At 67.0% G+C, this 20,364-nt stretch carries 18 protein-coding genes; 7 read left to right on the forward strand and 11 right to left on the reverse strand.

Features of this window, described 5'->3' with window-relative positions; translation table 11 throughout:
- Positions 1–206 precede the first annotated feature (206 nt).
- Positions 207–3,302, forward strand: coding sequence for a bifunctional proline dehydrogenase/L-glutamate gamma-semialdehyde dehydrogenase PutA (putA, locus tag ASE50_RS14405; protein ID WP_056401919.1), 3,096 nt, complete (start codon positions 207–209; stop codon positions 3,300–3,302).
- Here putA and ASE50_RS14410 read toward each other — a convergent pair.
- A complete protein-coding gene (locus tag ASE50_RS14410) occupies positions 3,288–5,090 on the reverse strand; it encodes an aminopeptidase P family protein (protein WP_056401922.1) in 1,803 nt (600 codons plus the stop codon). The two genes, putA and ASE50_RS14410, sit on opposite strands and share 15 nt — an antisense overlap.
- A gap of 84 nt (positions 5,091–5,174) precedes the next feature.
- On the opposite strand from ASE50_RS14410, the gene ASE50_RS14415 reads away from it, so the two are divergent.
- On the forward strand, positions 5,175–7,232 hold the full coding sequence (locus tag ASE50_RS14415) for a S9 family peptidase (protein ID WP_056401925.1): 2,058 nt from the start codon (positions 5,175–5,177) through the stop codon (positions 7,230–7,232).
- Between the two features lie 134 nt (positions 7,233–7,366).
- Here ASE50_RS14415 and ASE50_RS14420 read toward each other — a convergent pair whose 3' ends face one another.
- The 6 genes from ASE50_RS14420 to ASE50_RS14445 form a co-directional block, all read right to left on the reverse strand.
- The gene (locus ASE50_RS14420; RefSeq protein ID WP_056401930.1) at positions 7,367–8,425 is read right to left on the reverse strand and encodes a 5-(carboxyamino)imidazole ribonucleotide synthase; all 1,059 of its coding nucleotides are present in this window, start codon (positions 8,423–8,425) and stop codon (positions 7,367–7,369) included.
- Positions 8,422–8,907: a 5-(carboxyamino)imidazole ribonucleotide mutase gene (purE, locus tag ASE50_RS14425; RefSeq protein WP_056401934.1), complete on the reverse strand. Its 486-nt coding sequence runs from the start codon at positions 8,905–8,907 to the stop codon at positions 8,422–8,424. The genes ASE50_RS14420 and purE overlap by 4 nt, the downstream gene beginning before the upstream one ends.
- Positions 8,908–9,446: 539 nt before the next feature.
- Positions 9,447–10,133: a 2,3-diphosphoglycerate-dependent phosphoglycerate mutase gene (gene gpmA, locus ASE50_RS14430; protein WP_056401937.1), complete on the reverse strand. Its 687-nt coding sequence runs from the start codon at positions 10,131–10,133 to the stop codon at positions 9,447–9,449.
- A 36-nt stretch (positions 10,134–10,169) separates the two neighbouring features.
- Positions 10,170–10,625 carry a GNAT family N-acetyltransferase gene (locus ASE50_RS14435; RefSeq protein WP_056401940.1) on the reverse strand — a complete coding sequence of 152 codons (456 nt, stop codon included), beginning with the start codon at positions 10,623–10,625 and terminating at the stop codon, positions 10,170–10,172.
- Positions 10,622–11,734, reverse strand: coding sequence for a M14-type cytosolic carboxypeptidase (locus ASE50_RS14440; protein WP_056401944.1), 1,113 nt, complete (start codon positions 11,732–11,734; stop codon positions 10,622–10,624). The genes ASE50_RS14435 and ASE50_RS14440 overlap by 4 nt, the downstream gene beginning before the upstream one ends.
- Positions 11,731–12,345 carry a DUF4136 domain-containing protein gene (locus ASE50_RS14445; protein ID WP_056401947.1) on the reverse strand — a complete coding sequence of 205 codons (615 nt, stop codon included), beginning with the start codon at positions 12,343–12,345 and terminating at the stop codon, positions 11,731–11,733. The genes ASE50_RS14440 and ASE50_RS14445 overlap by 4 nt, the downstream gene beginning before the upstream one ends.
- A gap of 190 nt (positions 12,346–12,535) precedes the next feature.
- Here ASE50_RS14445 and ykgO point away from each other — a divergent pair, with 190 nt between their 5' ends.
- The gene (gene ykgO, locus ASE50_RS14450) at positions 12,536–12,661 is read left to right on the forward strand and encodes a type B 50S ribosomal protein L36 (protein WP_055755695.1); all 126 of its coding nucleotides are present in this window, start codon (positions 12,536–12,538) and stop codon (positions 12,659–12,661) included.
- A gap of 242 nt (positions 12,662–12,903) precedes the next feature.
- Here ykgO and ASE50_RS14455 read toward each other — a convergent pair whose 3' ends face one another.
- The 3 genes from ASE50_RS14455 to ASE50_RS14465 all read right to left on the reverse strand — a co-directional run bounded on the left by ASE50_RS14455 (position 12,904) and on the right by ASE50_RS14465 (position 15,475).
- Complete coding sequence (locus tag ASE50_RS14455; protein WP_056401950.1) at positions 12,904–13,320, reverse strand: hypothetical protein; 417 nt, start codon at positions 13,318–13,320, stop codon at positions 12,904–12,906.
- Positions 13,317–14,105, reverse strand: a complete 789-nt coding sequence (locus tag ASE50_RS14460) for an arginyltransferase (protein ID WP_056401952.1) — start codon at positions 14,103–14,105, stop codon at positions 13,317–13,319. The genes ASE50_RS14455 and ASE50_RS14460 overlap by 4 nt, the downstream gene beginning before the upstream one ends.
- A 128-nt stretch (positions 14,106–14,233) precedes the next feature.
- Positions 14,234–15,475 (reverse strand): threonine ammonia-lyase, encoded by a 1,242-nt coding sequence (locus ASE50_RS14465; protein ID WP_056401955.1) that lies wholly within the window; start codon positions 15,473–15,475, stop codon positions 14,234–14,236.
- Between the two features lie 93 nt (positions 15,476–15,568).
- Here ASE50_RS14465 and ASE50_RS14470 point away from each other — a divergent pair, with 93 nt between their 5' ends.
- From ASE50_RS14470 to ASE50_RS14485, 4 genes are all read left to right on the forward strand, one after another.
- Complete coding sequence (locus ASE50_RS14470; RefSeq protein ID WP_056401958.1) at positions 15,569–16,543, forward strand: SDR family oxidoreductase; 975 nt, start codon at positions 15,569–15,571, stop codon at positions 16,541–16,543.
- Positions 16,544–16,750: 207 nt separating this feature from the next.
- Positions 16,751–17,617: an NAD(P)-dependent oxidoreductase gene (locus ASE50_RS14475; RefSeq protein ID WP_056401961.1), complete on the forward strand. Its 867-nt coding sequence runs from the start codon at positions 16,751–16,753 to the stop codon at positions 17,615–17,617.
- Positions 17,614–19,287 (forward strand): amidohydrolase, encoded by a 1,674-nt coding sequence (locus ASE50_RS14480; protein ID WP_056401964.1) that lies wholly within the window; start codon positions 17,614–17,616, stop codon positions 19,285–19,287. The genes ASE50_RS14475 and ASE50_RS14480 overlap by 4 nt, the downstream gene beginning before the upstream one ends.
- 209 nt (positions 19,288–19,496) lie before the next feature.
- Positions 19,497–20,165: a L,D-transpeptidase family protein gene (locus ASE50_RS14485; protein ID WP_056401968.1), complete on the forward strand. Its 669-nt coding sequence runs from the start codon at positions 19,497–19,499 to the stop codon at positions 20,163–20,165.
- Positions 20,166–20,182: 17 nt separating this feature from the next.
- Here ASE50_RS14485 and ASE50_RS19525 read toward each other — a convergent pair.
- Positions 20,183–20,364: hypothetical protein (locus ASE50_RS19525; RefSeq protein WP_235512354.1), on the reverse strand; the 182-nt coding region annotated here is incomplete at its 5' end.

Here is a 20,364-nt window from a genome sequence, read left to right on the forward strand (position 1 = left end):
GGGGGTGGGTTGGTTTGGGGCCGGGCGATCCGCTCCCTCGCAGGCCGACCCACCCCAACCCCTCCCTGTCAGGGAGGGGCTTGCTGGTGAAGATCTACGAGAAAACCGCCAGTAGAGCCAGAAAAGCTTCGTCCACTATCGACAACATACGAAGCACCTTCGCCGTCACCCGCGATATACCGAGGAACCGAAATACGGAGAGACGAATGCCCGCGATCGACTGGGACGCCCTCGACACCGACAAGTTCACCAACGAAAGCGTCCTGCTGCCGCAGTTGCTGGCACAGGTGCCGCTGACCCAGTCCGACCGCAGCGAGATCGTCGACAAGGCCGCGAAGCTGGTCGAGCGCACCCGCGCCGCCGCCGCCAAGCCCGGCGTGGTCGAAGGCTTCCTCCAGCAATTCTCGCTCGGCACGCAGGAAGGGCTGGCGCTGATGTGCCTCGCCGAAGCGTTGCTCCGCACCCCCGATGCCGCGACCCGCGACCGGCTGATCGCCGAAAAGGTGGGCACCGCCGACTGGGCGGCGCATCTCGGGCAATCGTCCAGCCTGTTCGTCAACGCCTCGACCATCGGCCTGACCCTCACCGGCAAGCTGGTCGGCGACGAAGGCCCGGCGGGGGTCGGCGAAACGATCCGGCGGCTGGCAGGGCGGCTGGGCGAACCGGTCATCCGTCGCGCGCTGGCGGCGGCGGTTGGCATCATGGGCGACCAGTTCGTGCTGGGCGCGACGATCGAGGCGGCGCTGAAGCGTGCCGCCAAGGAAGGCTATCTCTGCTCGTTCGACATGCTGGGGGAGGGGGCACGGACCGCCGCCGATGCCGATCGCTACGAACATATCTATGCCGCCGCGATCGATGCCGTCGGTCGTGCCCGCGCGCCCGGCAGTACCCCCGAACAGGGGCATGGCGTCTCCGTCAAACTCTCGGCGCTGTGTCCGCGCTATGAAGCGGTGCGCGAGGAGGACGTCTTCGCCGACCTCTATCCGCGGATGAAGCGGCTCGCGCTGATCGGTGCCCGCCATAACCTGAACCTCGCGATCGATGCCGAGGAGGCCGACCGGCTGGCGCTGTCGCTCAAGCTGATCGACCGGCTGGCGCGTGAGGCCGAGCTTGGCGACTGGACCGGTCTCGGCGTCGTCGTGCAGGCCTATGGCAAGCGTGCGCGTGGCGTGATCGACGGGCTGGAACGGCTGGCGCGCGACACCGGGCGGCGGATCATGGTCCGGCTGGTCAAGGGCGCGTACTGGGACAGCGAGGTCAAGCGCGCCCAGATCGCCGGGCATCCCGGCTATCCGGTGTTCACGTCGAAGGCCGCCACCGACCTGTCCTATCTGGTCTGCGCGCACAAGTTGATCGCCGCTGCGCCGGCGCTCTATCCGCAATTCGCGACCCACAACGCCCACAGCCTGATGGCGGTGCGACACATGGCGACGCGCGCGGGCGTGGCGATCGAGCACCAGCGCCTGCACGGCATGGGTGAGGGGCTCTACCGCGCGGCGTCAGGAACCGGCGATAACCAGCTGATCTTGCGTGCCTATGCGCCGGTCGGCGGGCATCAGGAACTGCTCCCCTATCTGGTCCGCCGCCTGCTCGAAAACGGCGCGAACAGCAGCTTCGTGAACGCGCTGCTCGACGAGGACGTCCCGGCGGCGCAACTGGTTGCGGACCCGGTCGCGGCGGTGGCGGCAAGCCCGCGTCAACATCCGCGCCTCCCGTCCCCTTCCGACATCTATCCCGGCCGCGCCAACCCGCTGGGCCGCGACTATTCCATCGCCTCGGTCCGGTCCGGGGCGGCATCGGTACGTGACACCTTCGCCAACATCCACGCCACCCCGCTGATCGGCGGCAAATCGACCCCCGGCGGCGGTGCCGCACCGATGGTCAGCCCCGTCGACCACAGCCGCACCATCGGCTCGGTAAGCCCCGCTACCCCCAGCGAAATCGACCGCGCCGCTGCCCTTGCCCGCACCGCCCAACCCCGCTGGAACGCCCTTGGCGGCGTCGGTCGCGGCAAGGTGCTGCGTGCCATGGCCGACGCCCTCGACGCGCAGATGGACCGCTTCATCGCCATCCTCTCCGCCGAAGCCGGCAAGACGCTGAACGATGCCGTCGCCGAGGTCCGCGAGGCGATCGATTTCTGCCGCTATTACGCCCTCTTGGCCGAAACCCGCTTCGCCGGCCCGACCGTGCTGCCGGGTCCGGTGGGCGAGGTGAACCAGATCGAACTCCACGGCCGCGGCGTCTTCGTTTGCATCTCGCCCTGGAATTTCCCCCTCGCGATCTTCACCGGACAGGTCGCTGCCGCGCTCGCCGCGGGCAACGCCGTTCTCGCCAAACCCGCCGAGCAAACCCCTCTAATCGCGTATGAAGCGGTCCGCCTGTTCCACGCCGCCGGCCTCGATCCCGACCTGCTGGCGCTGCTCCCCGGCAAGGGGGCGGAGGTCGGCGCGGCGCTGGTCGCGCACCCGTCGATCGCCGGCGTCGCCTTCACCGGCGGCACCGACACCGCCTGGGCGATCAACCGCACGCTCGCCAACCGCAACGGCCCGATTCTGCCGTTCATTGCCGAAACCGGCGGCCTGAACGGCCTGTTCGTCGACACCAGCGCGTTGCGCGAACAGGTCGTCGACGACGTGCTCCTGTCGGCCTTCGGATCGGCCGGACAGCGTTGTTCGGCACTCCGCCTGCTGTATCTGCCCAAAGATACCGCCGATGCGGTGATCGAGACGCTGCTCGGCGCGGCCGCCTGCATGGTGCTGGGCGACCCGTCCGATCCGGCGACCGATATCGGCCCGGTAATCGACGCCGACGCGCGAGGTGCCTTGAACGCCCATGTCGAACGCCTTGAGCGCGAAGCAAAAATCTTGTTCCGCGCTGACCTGCGCGGTTGGGACGACCGCGGTACTTACTTCGCGCCGGTCATCGCCGAAGTGCCCAGCCCCGACTTCCTCGAACGTGAGGTATTCGGCCCGGTCCTGCACATCTATCGCTACGATCCCGCCGACTTGGCGCAAGTCGCTGGCAAGCTGGCGGCGCGCGGCTATGGTCTGACGCTAGGCATCCACAGCCGCATCGACCGCTTCGCCGAGGAAGTTGCGGCGCTGGTCCCGGCGGGCAATGTCTATGTCAACCGCTCGATCATCGGTGCGGTCGTCGGCGTGCAGCCGTTCGGCGGCGAAGGGCTGTCGGGCACCGGCCCGAAGGCGGGTGGTCCCGACGCGCTGCTGCGCTATGCCGCCGAACGATCGACGTCGATCAACATCATGGCGAAGGGCGGCGACCCGGCGCTACTCAACCTGTAGCGGCGCGCACTTCGCCGCGACCCACGCCGCTGTCTCGAGGTCGAGTAGCGGCGTCAGCAGGTCGGCGACGCGGGCGTGATAGGCATCTACCCAAGCCCGCTCGGCCGGTGTCAGCAGCGCCGGCACGATCAGCGTCCGCTCGATCGGCACGAAGGTCAGCGTCTCGAACCCGAGCATCGGCAGGTCGCCGCCGGGGATGTCACGCTCGATCACCAGCAGCAGGTTTTCGATGCGGATGCCGTATTCGCCGGCCTTGTAATAGCCCGGCTCGTTCGACAGCATCATGCCGGCGCGCAGCGGCTCCATCGGCCCGCCGCCCGGATAATTGGGCGCGCCGATCCGCTGCGGCCCTTCATGCACCGACAGATAGCTGCCGATGCCATGGCCGGTACCATGCGCATAGTCGAGCCCTGCCTCCCACAGCGGCCGGCGTGCGAAACCGTCGATATGCCCGCCCAGCGTGCCGTCCGGAAAGATCGCGGTGTCGATCGCGATGTGCCCTTTCAGCACCCGGGTGAAGCGGTCGCGCATTTCGTCGGACACGGCTCCGACCGGCATGACGCGGGTGATGTCGGTGGTGCCATCGGCATACTGCCCGCCCGAATCGATCAGATAGAGTTGGCCGGGCAGGATCGCCGCGTCGCTCTCGACCGTCGCCTTGTAATGCGGGCTGGCCGCGTGCGCGCCGGTCGCGCTGATCGTGTCGAACGACAAGTCGCGTAAGCATCCGGTTTCGGCGCGCATCGCTGCCAGCCGATCGGATGCCGACAATTCGGTCAGCGTGCCCGACGGTGCGGTTTCCTCGAACCATTTCAGGAAGCGGACCATCGCCGCACCGTCGCGCGCCTGCGCAGCGGCGTGGCCGGCGATCTCGACGGGATTCTTGATCGCCTTGGCCAGTACGGTCGGATCGCGTTCGGCGACGATCGTCGCACCGCTTTGCCGCAGCGTTTCGTGGATCGCCGCGACGGCACGATCGGGGTCGGCAGCGACGCGCTTGCCGGCGAACTGGCCGAGCGCGTCCTTGAACGCCGTCATCGGCCGGACCGTCACCGCGTTGCCGAGATGGCGGACGACATCGTCGCCGACCTTGCCGGGTGCCGCGAAGAGATCGGCAGTGCCGTCGGCGTGAACGATCGCGTAGCTGAGCGCGACCGGGGTATGCGCCACGTCGGTGCCGCGCACGTTGAACGTCCATGCGATCGAATCGAGCGCCGACAGGATCACCGCGTCCGCGCGCCGTTCGGTCAGCCATTCGCCGATCGCCGCACGCTTTTCCGCCGAGGTACGACCGGTCAGCGCATCCTCCTGCACCGCCATCGGCGCAGGCGAGGGGGCGGCGCGATCAAGCCAGAGCGCGTCGATCGGGTTGCAGTCGACCGCGACCAGTTCCGCGCCGGCATCGACCAGTGCCTGCCGAGCGGACGCGACCCAATCGACTGTCGCCAGCCATGGATCATAGCCGATCCGGTCACCGGCCTGCACGGCACCCCGCAGCCAGTCGGTCATCGACGTCGCGGGCACCTGCACGAACTGCCAGTCGGCGGCGTCGACCTGTTCGCGGACTTGCAACGTGTAGCGGCCGTCGGTGAACATCGCCGCCGTGTCGCGCAGCACGACCGCGCTGCCCGCCGATCCCTTGAACCCGGTCAGCCACGCGAGGCGCTGGGCATAGTCGCCGACATATTCGCTCATATGTTCGTCGGTCAGCGGCACGACGAACCCGGTGAGGTTCAGCGTGGCGAGATAGGAGCGCAGGGCGACGAGGCGTTCGTGGTAGTGGGTCATGCCGCGTCGTTACCAGCCACGACCGCGCCACAAAAGCACAACCGAACTCGACGTCCGCAACGGCGCGTCCCATATGGTCGTGCTATGACCAGACCCATTCCGCCGATCGCCGAACAGCGTGCCCATACCTTCGAACGCCATGGCATCGTCGTCGACGATCCATGGGCATGGCTGCGCGACCCGAACTATCCGAAGGTCGAAGACGAGGACGTGCTCGCCTATCTGAAGGCGGAGAACGACTATTTCGACGCGGTGATGCGGCCGCATCAGCCCTTGATCGATACGCTGTTCGCCGAGATGCGGGCACGGATCAAGGAAGACGATGCGACCGTGCCGCAGCGCGACGGCGACTGGTGGTACTGGTCCGATTTCGAGACCGGCGGAGAGTATCGTCGCTGGTGGCGCAAGCCGGTGGCAGGCGGTGCCGACGAACTGATCCTCGACGAGCCGGCACTGGCCGAGGGCAAGGAATATTTCCGGCTGGGTGCGCTGTCGGTCAGTCCCGATGGGCGGCTGCTCGCTTATGCGATCGACGATGACGGCGGCGAGCGGTTCGAGGCGCGGGTCAAGGATCTGGCAACCGGCGAACTGCTGTCCGACGTGATCCCGGGAACGCTGTCCGAACTGGTGTGGACGGCGGACTCCACCGGCTTTCTCTACGGTCTGGCCAACGAACAATGGCGAACCGACAACGCCCGGCTGCACCGCATCGGCACCCCAATCGAGCAGGACATCGAACTGTATCACGAGGCCGATGAGGGTTGGCGGGTGTCGGTCGGCGAGACCCAGTCGCGGCGCTTCCTCGTCATTTCGGCGGGCGACCACGTCACCAGCGAGGTGCGGTTGATCCCGGCCGACGATCCGACCGCCGAACCGATCCTGGTGCGGGCGCGCGAGGAACATGTCGAATATGATGTGGAGGAGCATGACGGCACGCTGTTCATCCACACCAACGACACGCATCCGAACTTCCGCCTTGCGACCGCGCCGCTGGAACGGCCCGACGACTGGCAGGAACTGATCGCCGCCGACCCGCATTTCTACATGACCGGGGTGACGACCTTCGCGAAGCTGTTCGTGGTCGAGGGGCGACTGGACGGGCTCGATCAGATCCGGTTGCACGACTATGCGGGCGGGGCGGCGCGGCCAATCGCGTTTCCGGAGGCGAGTTTCGTTGTCGGGCTGGGCGACAATCCGGAATATGACGTCGATACCCTGCGGCTCGGCTATGAATCGATGGTCACGCCGGGCACCGTCTATGACTATGACGTGGCGAGCGGCAGCCTGACCGTTCGCAAGGTGCAGGCGATTCCGTCGGGCTACGACCCCGCGCGCTATGCGACCGAGCGGCTGCACATCACCGCCCGCGACGGCACCGCGATCCCGTGTTCGGTGGTGTATCCGAAGGACTTCCCGCGCGACGGGACGGGCAAGCTCTATCTCTACAGCTATGGTGCGTATGGCTATGCGATCCCGCCGGGCTTTTCGACCAGCCGCATGTCGTTCCTCGACCGCGGCATGGCGTTCGCCATCGCTCATATCCGGGGCGGCGACGACCTTGGCCAGCAATGGTATCTGGACGGCAAGCTGGAGAAGCGGACCAACACCTTCAACGACTTTGTCGATGTGGCGAAGGGGCTGATCGACCTCGGCTTCACCGGCGAAGGGCGGATCTCGATCGCCGGCGGGTCGGCGGGTGGCGAGTTGATGGGGGCGGTGATGAACTCCGACCCCGAGCTATGGGGCGCGGTGGTGGCGAGCGTGCCGTTCGTCGACGTGCTGAACACCATGCTCGACGACAGCCTGCCGCTGACGCCCGGCGAATGGCCCGAATGGGGCAATCCGATCGAGGACAAGGCGGCGTTCGAACTGATCCGGTCGTACAGCCCGTATGACAATGTGACCGCACAGCCCTACCCGCCGGTGTTCATTTCGGGCGGGCTGAACGATCCGCGCGTGACCTATTGGGAGCCGGCCAAGTGGGCGGCGCGGCTGCGTAGCGTCAAGACCGACGATAATGTGTTGCTGCTCAAGACCAATATGGGCGCAGGCCATGGCGGCAAGTCGGGGCGGTGGGAAAGTCTGCGCGAGGCGGCCGAGGAGATGGCGTTCGTGCTGTGGCAGTTGGGGGTGGACGCCTGAATCCTCCCCGGCACGGGGAGGGGGACCGCCGCGTAGCGGTGGTGGAGGGGGATATCGGCGCAACGCAACGGTGCCGTATGCCGACACCCCCCTCCACCAGCTACGCTGGTCCCCCTCCCCGTGCCGGGGAGGATTTAACGTTCGACCCGTGTCACGTGGCCCATCTTGCGGCCGGGGCGGGCTTCGTTCTTGCCGTAAAGATGAAGGTGCGCGCCGGGTTCGGTCAGCAGCGCCTGCCACTGGTCGACATCGTCGCCGATCAGATTGGTCATCTTGACCCGCGTTCCGGTGAGGTCGGTGCCGCCGAGCGGCAGGCCCAGCACCGCGCGGACATGGTTCTCGAACTGCGACGTCTCCGCACCTTCGATCGTCCAGTGGCCGGAATTATGGACGCGCGGGGCCATTTCGTTGAACACCGCGCCGTCGGCCCCGCAGAAGAATTCTAGCGTCAGCACGCCGACATGGTCGAGCGCGTCGGCCACCTTGCAGGCCAGCGCCTCGGCCTCGGCGCGCCACGGTTCGATCGACGGGGCGGGAACGGTCGAGGTGTTGAGGATGCCGTCCTTGTGGACATTCGCCGGCGACGGATACAGCGCGACCGCGCCATCGACACCGCGTGCCAGCACGACCGAGAATTCCTGTTCGAAGTCGACGAACGCTTCGAGGATCGCCGGTCCGCCGCCGATCGCCAGCCACGCCGCGCTGGCATCGGCGGCGGACAGCAGCCGTGCCTGCCCCTTGCCATCATAGCCGAAGCGGGTGGTCTTGAGCACCGCCGGACAGCCGACGGCGTCGATCGCCGCGTCGAGTGCGGCGCGGTCGGACACGTCGGCCCAGCGGGCGGGACGGCCGCCAAGTCCCTCGACGAAACGCTTTTCGCGGACCCGGTCCTGCGCGACCGCGAGCGAGCGGGCCGACGGGCGGACCTTGTCGCCCAGCGCCTCGATCGGGGCGGCGGCGATATTTTCGAATTCGTAGGTGACGACGTCGACCTGCCGGGCGAAGGCGCGCAACGCGTCGATATCGTCATAGTCGCCGCGGCTATGCGCGAAGGCGATGTCGTTGGCCGGGCCGCTGTCGGGTGCATAGACATGGATGCGGTAGCCGAGCTGCGCGGCAGCCACGCCGATCATCCGGCCGAGCTGGCCCGATCCGATGATGCCGATCGTCGATCCGGGGGGCAGCGGGATCATTGCGGATCGATCGCCACGCCATCGGTCTGCGCGGACCGCCACGCGTCGAGCCGTTCGGCCAGCGCATCGTCGGCGGTGGCGAGGATCGAGGCGGCGAGCAGGCCGGCGTTGATCGCGCCCGCTTTGCCGATCGCCAGCGTGCCGACCGGCACGCCGCCGGGCATCTGCACGATCGACAGCAGGCTATCCATGCCCTTCAGCGCGTGCGATTCGACCGGCACGCCCAGCACGGGCAGGCGGGTCATCGACGCGACCATGCCCGGCAGGTGGGCCGCGCCGCCGGCACCGGCGATCACGACCTTCAGCCCGCGCTGCACCACGGTCGTCGCATAGTCGACCAGCCGGGCGGGGGTGCGGTGCGCGGAGACGACCTTCGTCTCATGCGGAACGCCGAGTTTGGTCAGGGTTTCGGCGGCGTGGCGCATCGTCTCCCAATCGGAAGTGCTGCCCATGATGATGCCGACCAACGGTGCGTCGTTCATTGTCTGCCCGTAACGCTTGGGGGAGGGCGCTGCTTAGGCAAGGGGCGGAAACAGGGCAAGCGGAAGGATGCCGCGGCGGCGTATTCCAATGCCCAAAGGTCACAAAGGTCACACTCGTGCGCAGTTTGTGCGGTGGATGTTTTGTCAGGTCAAAGAGCGGCGGCCGGGATTTGGGGCCGGCAGGGAGTTTGGCGGGGTTTTTACGTGTAGGACAGGGTTTTTTGTTGCCGTCGCTCGGCCCGCGTATTGCGTCACCCCGGACTTGATCGGGACTTGAGCGAACGTACCGATTCCTGCCCCCTGCCGGACCCCCGCGGAGGCGGGGGTCCAGGGTCCCGATCGCAAGCCGTTGTTTTGCTGGGCTCTGGACCCCCGCCTGCGCGGGGGTACGGCGCGTTTTCGGCTAAGCCGGCAACTTTCGTACAGGTCCCAACTTGATCCGGGGTCCCGCTTCTTCGCTGCGGTCGATCAGAAGCGGGACCTTGGGGTGACGGGTTATCGGGACGTCGCGCCCTTCTCAGGAAGCGGCTTGAACGCGCTTACCGCTCGCTGAGGTAATAGCGGTCGGTCGGCGTCAGGTCGTCGGCCAGTTCGTACACGATCGGCTGGCCGGTCGGGATTTCGAGGCCGGTGATCTCGTCATCGGGAATGCCCGACAGATGCTTCACCAGCGCGCGCAGCGAGTTGCCGTGCGCCGAGATCAGGACGCGCTTGCCGGCCTTCAGTTCGGGGGCGATGCGGCTTTCCCAATAAGGGAGGACGCGGTCGATCGTGTCCTTCAGGCTTTCGGTCTGCGGAATGTCGATCCCGGCATAGCGGCGGTCGGCCGACAGGTCCCAGGGGCTGTCGGCTTCGGGCAGCGGCGGCGGCACGTCGAAGCTGCGACGCCAGATCTTGACCTGTTCATCACCATGCTTGGCCGCGGTCTCCGCCTTGTCGAGCCCGGTCAGGCCGCCATAATGCCGCTCGTTCAGGCGCCAGTCCTTTTCAACCGGGAGCCATAGACGGCCCATCGCCTCCAGCGCGAGGTTCAGCGTCTTGATCGCGCGCGTCTGATAGCTGGTGAAGCAGACGTCGAAATCATGCCCCTTTTCAGCGAGCAACTCGCCCGCTGCCTTGGCTTCGCCCTCGCCCTTCTCGGTCAGGTTGACGTCCCACCAGCCGGTGAAGCGGTTTTCGAGATTCCAGGCCGACTGGCCGTGGCGGATCAGGACGAGCGTGGGCATGTGGCCTCCATTGCGGTTGTCGGGGTCGCGACTAGCCTAAAGCGGGCGGGAGAGGAACCGGTTGAAGGCGGTCGCAATATGGCCACCGAAGGGCGGGCAGGGCACGAAGCCGTTGCGGGCGTATAGCCGGTGGGCCGCATCGAACATCGTGCCGGTGCCGGTTTCGAGCAGCAGGCGGGTCAGGCCCGCCGCCCGCGCATGGCCGACGACGTGGTCGAGGATCGCCTGCCCGGTGCCACGACCGCGTGCCGCGGGATCGGTACGCATCGATTTCACCTCGCCCGTACCGTCGCCGAGCGTGCGCAACGCGCCGCAGCCGAGCAGGTCGTCGCCGTCCCACGCGGTGAAGAACGCGATGTCGGGCGTCGCCAGCCCCGACAGGTCGAGCGCGTAGACGCTGCCCGGCGGCGAACTGGCGTGCATATCGACGAGATGCGCCGCGAGCAGCGCTGCGGTGGCCGGATGATCGAGGCCGCCCGGACGGACGATCACCGCGTGATGTCCGCCAGCACCTCCAGCCAGCTATGCGCCAGCCGTTTCGACCGTTCGGGCGACCAGCCGAATTCGGGATCGGGATTGGGGTCGTGATCCTTGAACGGCATTTCCAGCGTCATGCCGAGCGCGCCGAAGCGGTTGGCGATCTGGTTGGTCGACATCGACAGGTTCGCCCGTCCGGCGGCCGATATGGGATAGCCGAGCTTGGTCTGGAAATCGGGCGTAGCCGCCGCCCATGCCGCGCCGAACGCGGTGAAGCGGCCCCCAAGCTCGTCGGTCCAGTTGGGAATGCCTTCGTAGCCGGCGATGAAGTTGGCGGGGATCGCTTCGTCGCCATGCACGTCGATGGCGATGTCGACGCCGGTCTCGTCCATGCGGCCGAGGACGCACAGCACTTCGGGGCTGCGCTCCGCCGACGGGGCGTGCCATTCGCGGTTGAGGTTCACGCCCGCGGCGTTGGTGCGCAGATGGCCGCGATACGACCCGTCGGGGTTCATGTTCGGCACGCAGTGGAAGGTCATGCGCTGCCGCAGATCGGTGGCGACCGCGTCGGCCGGATCGGTCAGACGTTCGAGCAGCCCCTCCATGAACCATTCGCACATCGATTCGCCGGGATGCTGGCGCGCATAGGCCCAGACCTGCAACGGGCCTTCGCCGAGCGTCAGATAATCGATCGCGCGACCATCGAGGCTCTGGCCCAGTTCGCGGTGGGCGACCCCCGGCTGTACTGCAATGCGCGCGATCAGGTCGTCATGGCGGTCCATGGTGTAGGGTGCGAAATAGGCGAACCATGCGAGATCGGTGTCGAAGGTCGCGTTGAAGGTGAGGACGCCGTCGGCATAGCCGGTATCGACCTGTCGCCATGCCGCGCGGTCGGTGCTCATCCGCGTGGCGTAACCGGGCCAGCCGAACGCGTAGGCCGACCCACCGGCGTTGACGATGCGGAAGGTCAAGGTCCGCCCCCGCGCACCGGCGACGCGGAAGTGGAACCATTGGTAGAAGTCGGACGCGTGGTCGGCGACGATCTCCAGATCGATCACGTCGCCTTGAATGGCGACCAAGCGGATATTGCCGCTGTCGAACGCGGCGTTGATGGTAATGCTCATTTCACCGTCGTAGTGATTCCCGACTCGCCTGGGAAGTTGCGGAACATCGCGTTCGCCAGACGATCCGCCTGAAACACCGGCTGCGCGCCCGGCGTATTTTCGAGCGAATCGGTGACTGCACGTGCTTCCCAGATGGTCGTGGAATCGCTGCGGCGGCGAATCTGGACCATCATTTCCGTCCCGACCACTTCGCGCTGTCCGCCGCCGATGCCGAACCCGACTCCGCCGCCCAGACCGACTCCACCGCCGCGCCAGCCACCACCGCCGCCGCCCGCGCCAATGCCGATCGACACCGGCGGGCGTTTTTCGACGAACCCGCGGGTGGCGCGGGTGAAGCCGACCGAAACGATCAGGTCGGACGGGCCGGTGCCGGCGCGGACGAAGCCGATCTTTTCCATCTCGCGACCGACGGCATTGGCGTAGTTCTGGAATTCGGGGCTGACGCTGCCGTTGGTCGACAGTGGTTCGAGCGAGAAGCTGCCCCGCGCAACCGGCTGGTTGAGGTGGAAGCGGGTGACGTCGACCGGGCGGACGCGCGATCCGGTGGTGGTACAGCCCGATGCGAGTACCGCCGCCACGGCCATCACCCCGACTCGGAACGCCTTGTTCATGCGACCCACCTTCGTTTACGACACGACCGATTGCTGAAATGCCCAACGCGTATCGGCGGCGGAAGGGTTCATTGCGGTGGTGTTTCGATCGGCACGCCGTTCCGCTCTTGACGAATGGCCCGGCCGGCGATAGCTGGACGCCTCTTTTCCGGCCGTGCGAGCGGCCCTTTTGCCGTTTGAGAGCCGTGACATGAAGATCGTCAATTCGCTGAAGTCGCTCAAGGATCGCCACCGGGACAACCGCGTGATCCGCCGTCGCGGCCGTATCTACGTCATCAACAAGACCAACCGCCGCTTCAAGGCCCGCCAGGGTTGATTCGCGGTCGGTGCGGCCCGATCGGGCTGTGCCGGTGGGTGATTCGGACAGGCATCCGACCCTTGGTGGGTCGGGTGCCTTTTCGTGTTGTGGGTTTGGCGAATTTCATTCTTGGTGTGCAGGCGGGAAGCCATAGACGCTGCTGCTTCGGTCAGACCAGCGACGTCGGCGTGTTTGGACCCCCGCCTGGGCGAGGGTGACGAGAGGAAGTACATCGTCCGGGAAGACCCACGGACGGGGCCTTAGATCGTCCTTTGCGACGCGGCGTTTCGCGGCAGTTTCGGTTCGGAACAGGCGATCAGGACGCGCAATTCCTTGCTCGATCCGAACGGGCGGGTCGCGCGGCCGGTCGGTACCTTCGCCAGTTCGATCCGGAGCGGCGCGGGCAATACGGCATAGGGGACGTTCGGGCGCGAGGTGAGCGTGCCGGACAAAATCCGGTCCTTCCTGTAGCGCGCGGCGATGCGGGCGGCGTCGGGGCAGGCGCGGATCGTGCGGGTGTCGGCGGTAAAGGTCGCGACGGCCCGGGTCCGCTCGGCAGTGCTCAGCGTATCGGGCAGGCGGACTTCGAATTGCAGCAGGTCGATGCGACGCTGGTCGAACACGGGTGGCCGCGCCGCCTGCGCAACGAACGCCAGCACGACCAGCGCCGCGATCATGCGGGGACCGCCGTGCCCGCCGATCCGACCGCGGCCGCTGCGGCAGCCGTCGCGTCGTCGAGTACCGTCCAGCCCGCCGGTCCGAGGATTTCGAGCGGGCGGAACTTGGTCTTATAGGTCATGCGCGGCGATCCCTGCACCCAATAGCCGAGATAGACATAGGGCAAGCCGGTGGCGCGCGCACGGCGGATATGGTCGAGGATGATGAACGTGCCGAGGCCGGCGCGCGCTTCGGGATCGGTTTCAAAGAAGCTGTAGACCATCGACAGCCCGTCGGCCTGTTCATCGGTGATGCACGCGCCGACCAGCCTGCCGGGTACGCCGTCGACCGAAGGTTCGCGATATTCGATCACCCATGAGCTGACCGGCGAATGTTCGACCATGTCGGCGAAATCGGTTTCGTCCATCGCGGTCATGCCGCCGCCGGGATGCCGCACCGACAGATAGCGCCGCAGCAGGCGGAATTGTTCGTCGGTCGCCCATGGCTTGCACGCGCGGATGTCGAGATCGGCATGGCGGCGCATCAGCTTGCGCTGGGTCGCGTTCATCGTGAAGTCGCTGGCGACGACCCGCACCGACACGCAGGCGCTGCACCCGACGCAGCTGGGGCGATAGGCGACCGACTGGCTGCGGCGAAACCCGATCCGGCCGAGCGCATCGTTCAGTTCGTCGGCATGGGGCCCGTTGAGTTCGGTGAACACCTTCCGCTCCTGCCGCCCCGGCAGATAGGGGCAGGGCGCGGGCGAGGTGACGAAGAAGCGGGGGAAACGAAACGGCGCGGTCACCCAGGGTTCCTTCGATCAGACATGCCGAACGGGCGTAGCGCCGGAGATATGGCGATTATCCTAACCGACGGAAAGCGGGTCACGATTGTTTATCCGCGTGACCGCTTCCCGTTCCGGAACATCGGGCGCTAGGCCAGCTCGACCGTGCTGACCTCATAACCGCCGGCGCGCAGGCCGTCGATCAGCCGGTCGAGATGGTCGCGGTCGCGCGTCTCGCACTCGATGTCGGTGATGAGGCCCTTGGCCGGCAACGTCGTGAAGACGCGCTGGTGATAGACTTCGATGATGTTGACGGTGTGTTCGTGGAAGATCTTCGCGACGTGGAACAGCGCGCCGGGGCGGTCCTGCAACCGGATGCGCAGACGGGCGAGACGACCCGACCGGGCGAGATCGCGCAGCAGGACGTTGGCGAGCAGGCGGGTGTCGATATTGCCGCCGCACAGCACGATGCCGACGGTCTTGCCCCTGAACCGCTGTCCATGGCCGAGCAGCGCGGCGAGACCGGCGGCACCGGCTCCCTCGACCACGGTCTTTTCGATCTGGACCAGCAGGCTGACGGCTTCTTCCAGCTGGCGTTCGCTGACGAGTACGATGTCATCGACCAGCGCCGCCACGACTTGCGCGGTCAGGCCGCCGGGCTGCTTGACCGCGATCCCCTCCGCCAGCGTATCGCCCGCGCACTCCATCGTGGTGCCGTGCAGGCGGTTGTACATCGACGGGAACAGTTCGGCCTGCACGCCTACGACCTCGATCCTGCGATCGGCCGCGCGGGCGACGGTCGCCATGCCGCTGATGAGGCCGCCGCCGCCGATCGGCACGACCAGCGTGTCGATATCGGGCACGTCCTCCAGCATTTCGAGCGCGACGGTGCCCTGGCCCGCCATGATCCGGGCGTCGTCGAACGGGTGGACGAAGGTCAGGCCCTGTTCGGCCTCCAGCTTCAGGGCATGGGCATAGGCCGCATCGAAGGTTTCGCCCTCCAGCACGACGGTCGCGCCATGGCTCTGCGTCTGCATGACCTTCACGGTCGGAGTCGGGCGCGGCATCACGATGGTGACAGGCACGCCCAGCCGGTTGCCGTGATAGGCAAGGCCCTGCGCATGGTTGCCGGCGGAGGCGGCGATAACGCCCTTGGCACGGGTGGCCTCGTCGAGTTGCAGCAGGGTATTGAGCGCGCCGCGTTCCTTGTAAGCGGCGGTGAACTGAAGGTTTTCGAATTTCAGATAGACGGTCGCGCCGGTCAGGTCGGACAGGGTCCGGCTGATGAGCGTCGGCGTGCGCACGATCGAGCCGCCGATCCGCATCGCCGCGGTACGAACATCGTCGACGGTGAGGGGCAGGGCGGACGGAGCGATCGGGTTGGTAGCCATCGCGGGCGGGTAGCCGATTTGGCGGACAAGGGGAACCCGTCGACCCGGCGCGCGTCTGCTTGGGTGACATCGCTCCAGCCGGAAAGCCGAACCATGACCGATACCGATCGCCGCACCTTCGTGGCGGGCGCCGCCCTTGCCGGCGTGGCCGCCAGTGCCGCGCCTGCCGTCGCGCAGGGCACGCAGCCGACCACCGCCGCTGCCGCCGCCTATCCCAAGCCGCCGTTTCCGGTGCAGCGCCAGCCATGGCCGGGTCTGGCATCGAAAATGAATCCGCGCCCCGATCATGGCGAGCAAAGCTACAAGGGATCGGGACGACTGGCGGGCAAGAAGGCGCTGATTACCGGCGGGGACAGCGGCATCGGTCGCGCCGCCGCCATCGCCTATGCCCGCGAAGGCGCGGATGTCGCGATCAACTACCTGCCCGCCGAAGAACCCGATGCCCGCGAAGTCGTCGCGCTGATCCGTGCGGCGGGGCGCAAGGCGGTGGCGATCCCCGGCGACCTGCGCAACGAAGGCTTTTGCCGGCAACTGGTCCAGCAGGCGGCGGCGCAGCTGGGCGGGCTCGACATTCTCGTCAACAACGCCGCGCGGCAGCAGACCCGGCCCGATATCGCGTCGATTTCGTCACAGGATTTCGACGATACGATGAAGACCAACGTCTATGCCCCGTTCTGGCTGACCAAGGCAGCGGTCGAGCGGATGGGGGCGGGGTCGGTGATCGTGAATACCTCGTCCGAGCAGGCAGGTGATCCATCGCCCGATATCGTCGATTACGCGCTGACCCGCGCCGCGGTGCTGAACTTTACCAAGGCGATGGCCAAGCAACTGGCGGCGAAGGGGATTCGCGTGAATGCGGTCGCGCCGGGACCGTTCTGGACGCCGTTGCAGGTCAGCGGCGGCGCTACGCCCGAAAAGCAGCAGACGTTCGGGAAGAGCAGTCCGCTGGGGCGGCCGGGCCAGCCGGCCGAGATTGCCGGGCTGTATGTCGCGGCGGCCGATCCGGCGAACAGCTTTTCGACGGGGCAAATTTTCGGGGCGACCGGTGGGGGTGGGCAGCCGGCTTGATATAGCCCCTTACGGTAGCCCTCCCTTCGAAGGCGGGAGTCTATACGCGCCGATGTCAGCGATAGAGTTGAAACGTTAGCGCATATGGATTCCCGCCTGCGCGGGAATGACGAGGCGCGCGCGGGAATGACGATGGGGCGGGGCGAACCGTACGCCTGACACATCTCCCCTTTCCCATGGCCTGCTAAGTCCATAGATCCGACGCCCATGGCAAAACTCGCATTCATCGGCACCGGCGTCATGGGCGCGCCCATGGCCGGGCACCTCTTTTCCGCCGGCCATCAGGTCACCGTCTATAACCGTACCCGCGCCAAGGCGGAGGCGTGGGCAGCGAAGCACGGCGGCGGGGTGGCCGATACCCCGGCGGCGGTCGTCTCGGGGGCGGAGGCGGTGTTCGCCTGTGTTGGCAACGACGACGATCTGCGGCAGGTGACGTTGGGTACCGATGGCGCGTTCGGCGCGATGCAGGCGGGCGCGCTGTTCGCCGATCATACCACCGTGTCGGCCGCGATCGCGCGCGAACTGGCCGAGGCGGGGGCGGCCAAGGGGCTGCTGGTCCTCGACGCGCCGGTGTCCGGCGGACAGGCCGGGGCCGAGAATGGCAAGCTGTCGATCATGTGCGGGGGCAGCGCGGAGGCGTTCGCCGCTGCCGAGCCGCTGATGCAGGCCTATGCGCAGCGGATCGTGCATGTCGGCGACGCGGGTGCGGGGCAGACGACCAAGATGGTCAACCAGATCTGCATCGCGGGCGTGCTGGGCGGCCTGTCCGAAGCATTGCGGTTCGCGCAAGGCTCGGGCCTCGATCTCGACAAGGTGCTGGAAGCGGTATCGGGCGGGGCGGCGCAAAGCTGGCAGATGGTCAATCGCTGGCCGACCATGGCGCAGGATCAGTTCGATTTCGGGTTCGCGATCGACTGGATGCGTAAGGATCTGGGCCTCGCGCTCGACGAATCGCGGCGCAACGGCGCGACGCTGCCGGTGACGGCGCTGGTCGACCAATTCTATGCCGAGGTGCAGGCCATGGGTGGCGGGCGGCAGGATACCAGCGCGCTGGTGCGAAGGATCGCGAAATGATTCGCCATGCCCTGACCGTCGCCGCGCTGCTCTTGGCCGGGACCGCGCAGGCTGACGGACTGGTCGACAACATCAACGGCGTCGCGCTGGATTCGCAGGGGAAGGTGGTGCGGTTCGGCGGCATCCTGATCGACCGCGACGGCAAGGTCGTGCGGCTGGTGCCCAAGGGCGAGAAGGCACCGAAGAAGCTCGACTGGCGCAGCGACATGGGCGGGCGGGTCGTCATGCCGGGAATGATCGATGCGCATGGCCATGTGATGTCGCTGGGCTATCGCGCACTCGAACTCGACCTGTCGAATACGAAGTCGCTGGCCGATGCACAGGCGGCGATCCAGTCCTATGCGCGGAGCAACGGCAACCGGCAGTGGATCGTCGGCGGTGGCTGGAACCAGGAGGCATGGGGGCTGGGCCGGTTCCCGACCGCTGCCGAACTGGATGCGGCGGCCGGGGACAAGCCGGTGTTGCTCGAACGTGCCGATGGCCATGCCGTCTGGGCGAACGGCGCGGCGATGAAGGCAGCGGGGATCACCGCCAAGACCGTCGCTCCGGCGGGCGGGCGCATCGAATTGCTGCCGAACGGACAGCCATCGGGCGTGTTCGTCGACAATGCCGCCAGCCTGTTCGATGCCGCGAAGCCCAAGCCATCGCCGCGCGAACGCAATGCCGCGTTCCTGAAGGCGCAGGACATGCTGCTGTCGAACGGCATCACCGCGACGGCGGACATGGGAACGTCGGTCGACGACTGGCTGGTGTTCCGGCGAATGGGCGATATCGGCCAGTTGCGCGTGCGGATCATGAGCTATGCCGCGGGCCTCGAACCGGCGCTGACGATCGCCGGCGCGGGGCCGACGCCGTGGCTGTATGGCGACCGGCTGCGCATGGGTGGGATCAAGCTGTATGCCGATGGCGCGCTGGGGTCGCGCGGAGCGTGGCTGAAGGCACCCTATGCCGACGCGCCCAAGCAGAGCGGGCTGTCGTTCATCAACGATACGACGCTGCTGAACCTGTTGAGCCGCGGCACGATGGACGGGTTCCAGTTCGCCATCCATGCGATCGGCGACCGCGCGAACCGGCAGGTGCTCGACGCGATCGACGAACTGGCGGCGTCGTACAAGGACGATCGCCGCTGGCGGATCGAACATGCGCAGGTGCTCGACCCGGCCGATCTGCCAAGGCTGGGTAAAAACGGCATCATCGCGTCGATGCAGCCGGTCCATGCCACCGGCGACCGGACGATGGCCGAGGCGCGGCTGGGGCCGGCGCGGCTGACCGGGGCCTATGCATGGGCGACGGTGCTGCGCGATGGCGGGCGGCTGGCGTTCGGATCGGACTATCCGGTCGAACATCCGAACCCGTTCATCGGCTGGGCGGCGGCGTTCACGCGCGAGGACGCCAATGGCCAGCCGCCGGGCGGGTGGCGTCCCGAGGAAAAGGTGACGCGCGAACAGGCGTGGAAGGCGTTCACGCAGGATGCGGCGTTCGCCGGGTTCGCCGAACAGCGGTTCGGATCGCTGCTGCCGGGGCAGAAGGCCGATTTCCTGGTCGTCGATCGCGATCCGGTGGCGGCGAGTGCGGCCGACCTGCGCGCGACCAGGGTCATCGAGACCTGGGTCGGCGGGTACAAGGCGTGGCCGATCGTCGAGAAGGCGAAGGTCGAGGCCGGGCGGTAAGCGCTGGTTCGGGCCGGCGCATTTCAATCCTCCCCGCCCCGCGGGGAGGGGGACCGCCGCGAAGCGGTGGTGGAGGGGGTGTGCCACGCAACGCAACCGTGCCGTACGCGGACAGCCCCCTCCACCATGCTGTGCATGGTCCCCCTCCCCGTGCCGGGGAGGATTTGGTAAGCGAAATGGGTTAGATCGGTCGTCTAACAGGAGGATCGATGCAGGCGTCTTGGCGGACCGGAGTAGGGATTGCGTTGCTGGTCGGCGTCGCGGGTGCGGCGGCCGGCGGGGCGGCGTTGGTACTGCGGGCCGAGCAGGTGGCGCCGCCAGCTCCGAAGCGGATTGATTCGGTGGCTGGCGCGCCGGTCGTGCAAGCGAAGCCCATGCCGACGCCCGCAGCTTCTGCTTCATCGATCGTCAGACCGGAGGCGATGGTCGTGCGCCGCGTACTGCCGATCGAGGGGCCGTTCACCCATGGCCGTTGGGTTTGGGACGAGGATGGGGCACCGGCATCAGGGCCGTTGGTCGTGACCATCGACCTCGATGCGCAGGTGTTGTCGGTGTTTCGCGATGGCTATGAGATCGGTGCGGCGGTGGTGCTGTACGGGGCGGACTGGAAACCGACGCCGCTCGGCGCGCTGAAGATCACCGAGAAGGATGCCGACCATGTCAGCAACCTGTATGACGCGCCGATGCCGTACATGTTGCGGCTGACCAATGACGGCATTTCGATCCATGGCAGCGATGTGCAGGAGGGGGGCGCGACCCATGGCTGCATCGGCGTCCCCACCGCCTTTGCAAAGAAGCTGTTCGGCGCGGCGCGGGTGGGCGATCGGGTGATCATCACCAACGGCAAGCGGTTGGCGATGGGTGGGGCGATTACCTAAAGCCGATCGACATTCAGTCATAACCACAGAATTTCGTCATTCCCGCGCAGGCGGGAATCCATAGACGCCGAGGGTTTGGCTGAATCCGCGACGATGGCGTGTATGGATTCGCTGAGTTCACGAAAGAAGTGCACCATCGATAAGGTGGCAGCGCGATGGGACGAGATTACAGGCAGTTCAGCCTTGACGAGCGGATCGA

The organism is Sphingomonas sp. Leaf5, from assembly GCF_001421155.1.
Classification (GTDB): domain Bacteria; phylum Pseudomonadota; class Alphaproteobacteria; order Sphingomonadales; family Sphingomonadaceae; genus Sphingomonas.

What these genes read in the sequence shown, in the direction of transcription:
- putA (WP_056401919.1), top strand. Translation starts at nt 207, where the DNA reads ATGCCCGCGATCGACTGGGACGCCCTCGACACCGACAAGTTCACCAAC.
- ASE50_RS14410 (WP_056401922.1), bottom strand. Translation starts at nt 5,090, where the DNA reads ATGACCCACTACCACGAACGCCTCGTCGCCCTGCGCTCCTATCTCGCC.
- ASE50_RS14415 (WP_056401925.1), top strand. Translation starts at nt 5,175, where the DNA reads ATGACCAGACCCATTCCGCCGATCGCCGAACAGCGTGCCCATACCTTC.
- ASE50_RS14420 (WP_056401930.1), bottom strand. Translation starts at nt 8,425, where the DNA reads ATGATCCCGCTGCCCCCCGGATCGACGATCGGCATCATCGGATCGGGC.
- purE (WP_056401934.1), bottom strand. Translation starts at nt 8,907, where the DNA reads ATGAACGACGCACCGTTGGTCGGCATCATCATGGGCAGCACTTCCGAT.
- gpmA (WP_056401937.1), bottom strand. Translation starts at nt 10,133, where the DNA reads ATGCCCACGCTCGTCCTGATCCGCCACGGCCAGTCGGCCTGGAATCTC.
- ASE50_RS14440 (WP_056401944.1), bottom strand. Translation starts at nt 11,734, where the DNA reads ATGAGCATTACCATCAACGCCGCGTTCGACAGCGGCAATATCCGCTTG.
- ASE50_RS14445 (WP_056401947.1), bottom strand. Translation starts at nt 12,345, where the DNA reads ATGAACAAGGCGTTCCGAGTCGGGGTGATGGCCGTGGCGGCGGTACTC.
- ykgO (WP_055755695.1), top strand. Translation starts at nt 12,536, where the DNA reads ATGAAGATCGTCAATTCGCTGAAGTCGCTCAAGGATCGCCACCGGGAC.
- ASE50_RS14455 (WP_056401950.1), bottom strand. Translation starts at nt 13,320, where the DNA reads ATGATCGCGGCGCTGGTCGTGCTGGCGTTCGTTGCGCAGGCGGCGCGG.
- ASE50_RS14465 (WP_056401955.1), bottom strand. Translation starts at nt 15,475, where the DNA reads ATGGCTACCAACCCGATCGCTCCGTCCGCCCTGCCCCTCACCGTCGAC.
- ASE50_RS14470 (WP_056401958.1), top strand. Translation starts at nt 15,569, where the DNA reads ATGACCGATACCGATCGCCGCACCTTCGTGGCGGGCGCCGCCCTTGCC.
- ASE50_RS14475 (WP_056401961.1), top strand. Translation starts at nt 16,751, where the DNA reads ATGGCAAAACTCGCATTCATCGGCACCGGCGTCATGGGCGCGCCCATG.
- ASE50_RS14480 (WP_056401964.1), top strand. Translation starts at nt 17,614, where the DNA reads ATGATTCGCCATGCCCTGACCGTCGCCGCGCTGCTCTTGGCCGGGACC.
- ASE50_RS14485 (WP_056401968.1), top strand. Translation starts at nt 19,497, where the DNA reads ATGCAGGCGTCTTGGCGGACCGGAGTAGGGATTGCGTTGCTGGTCGGC.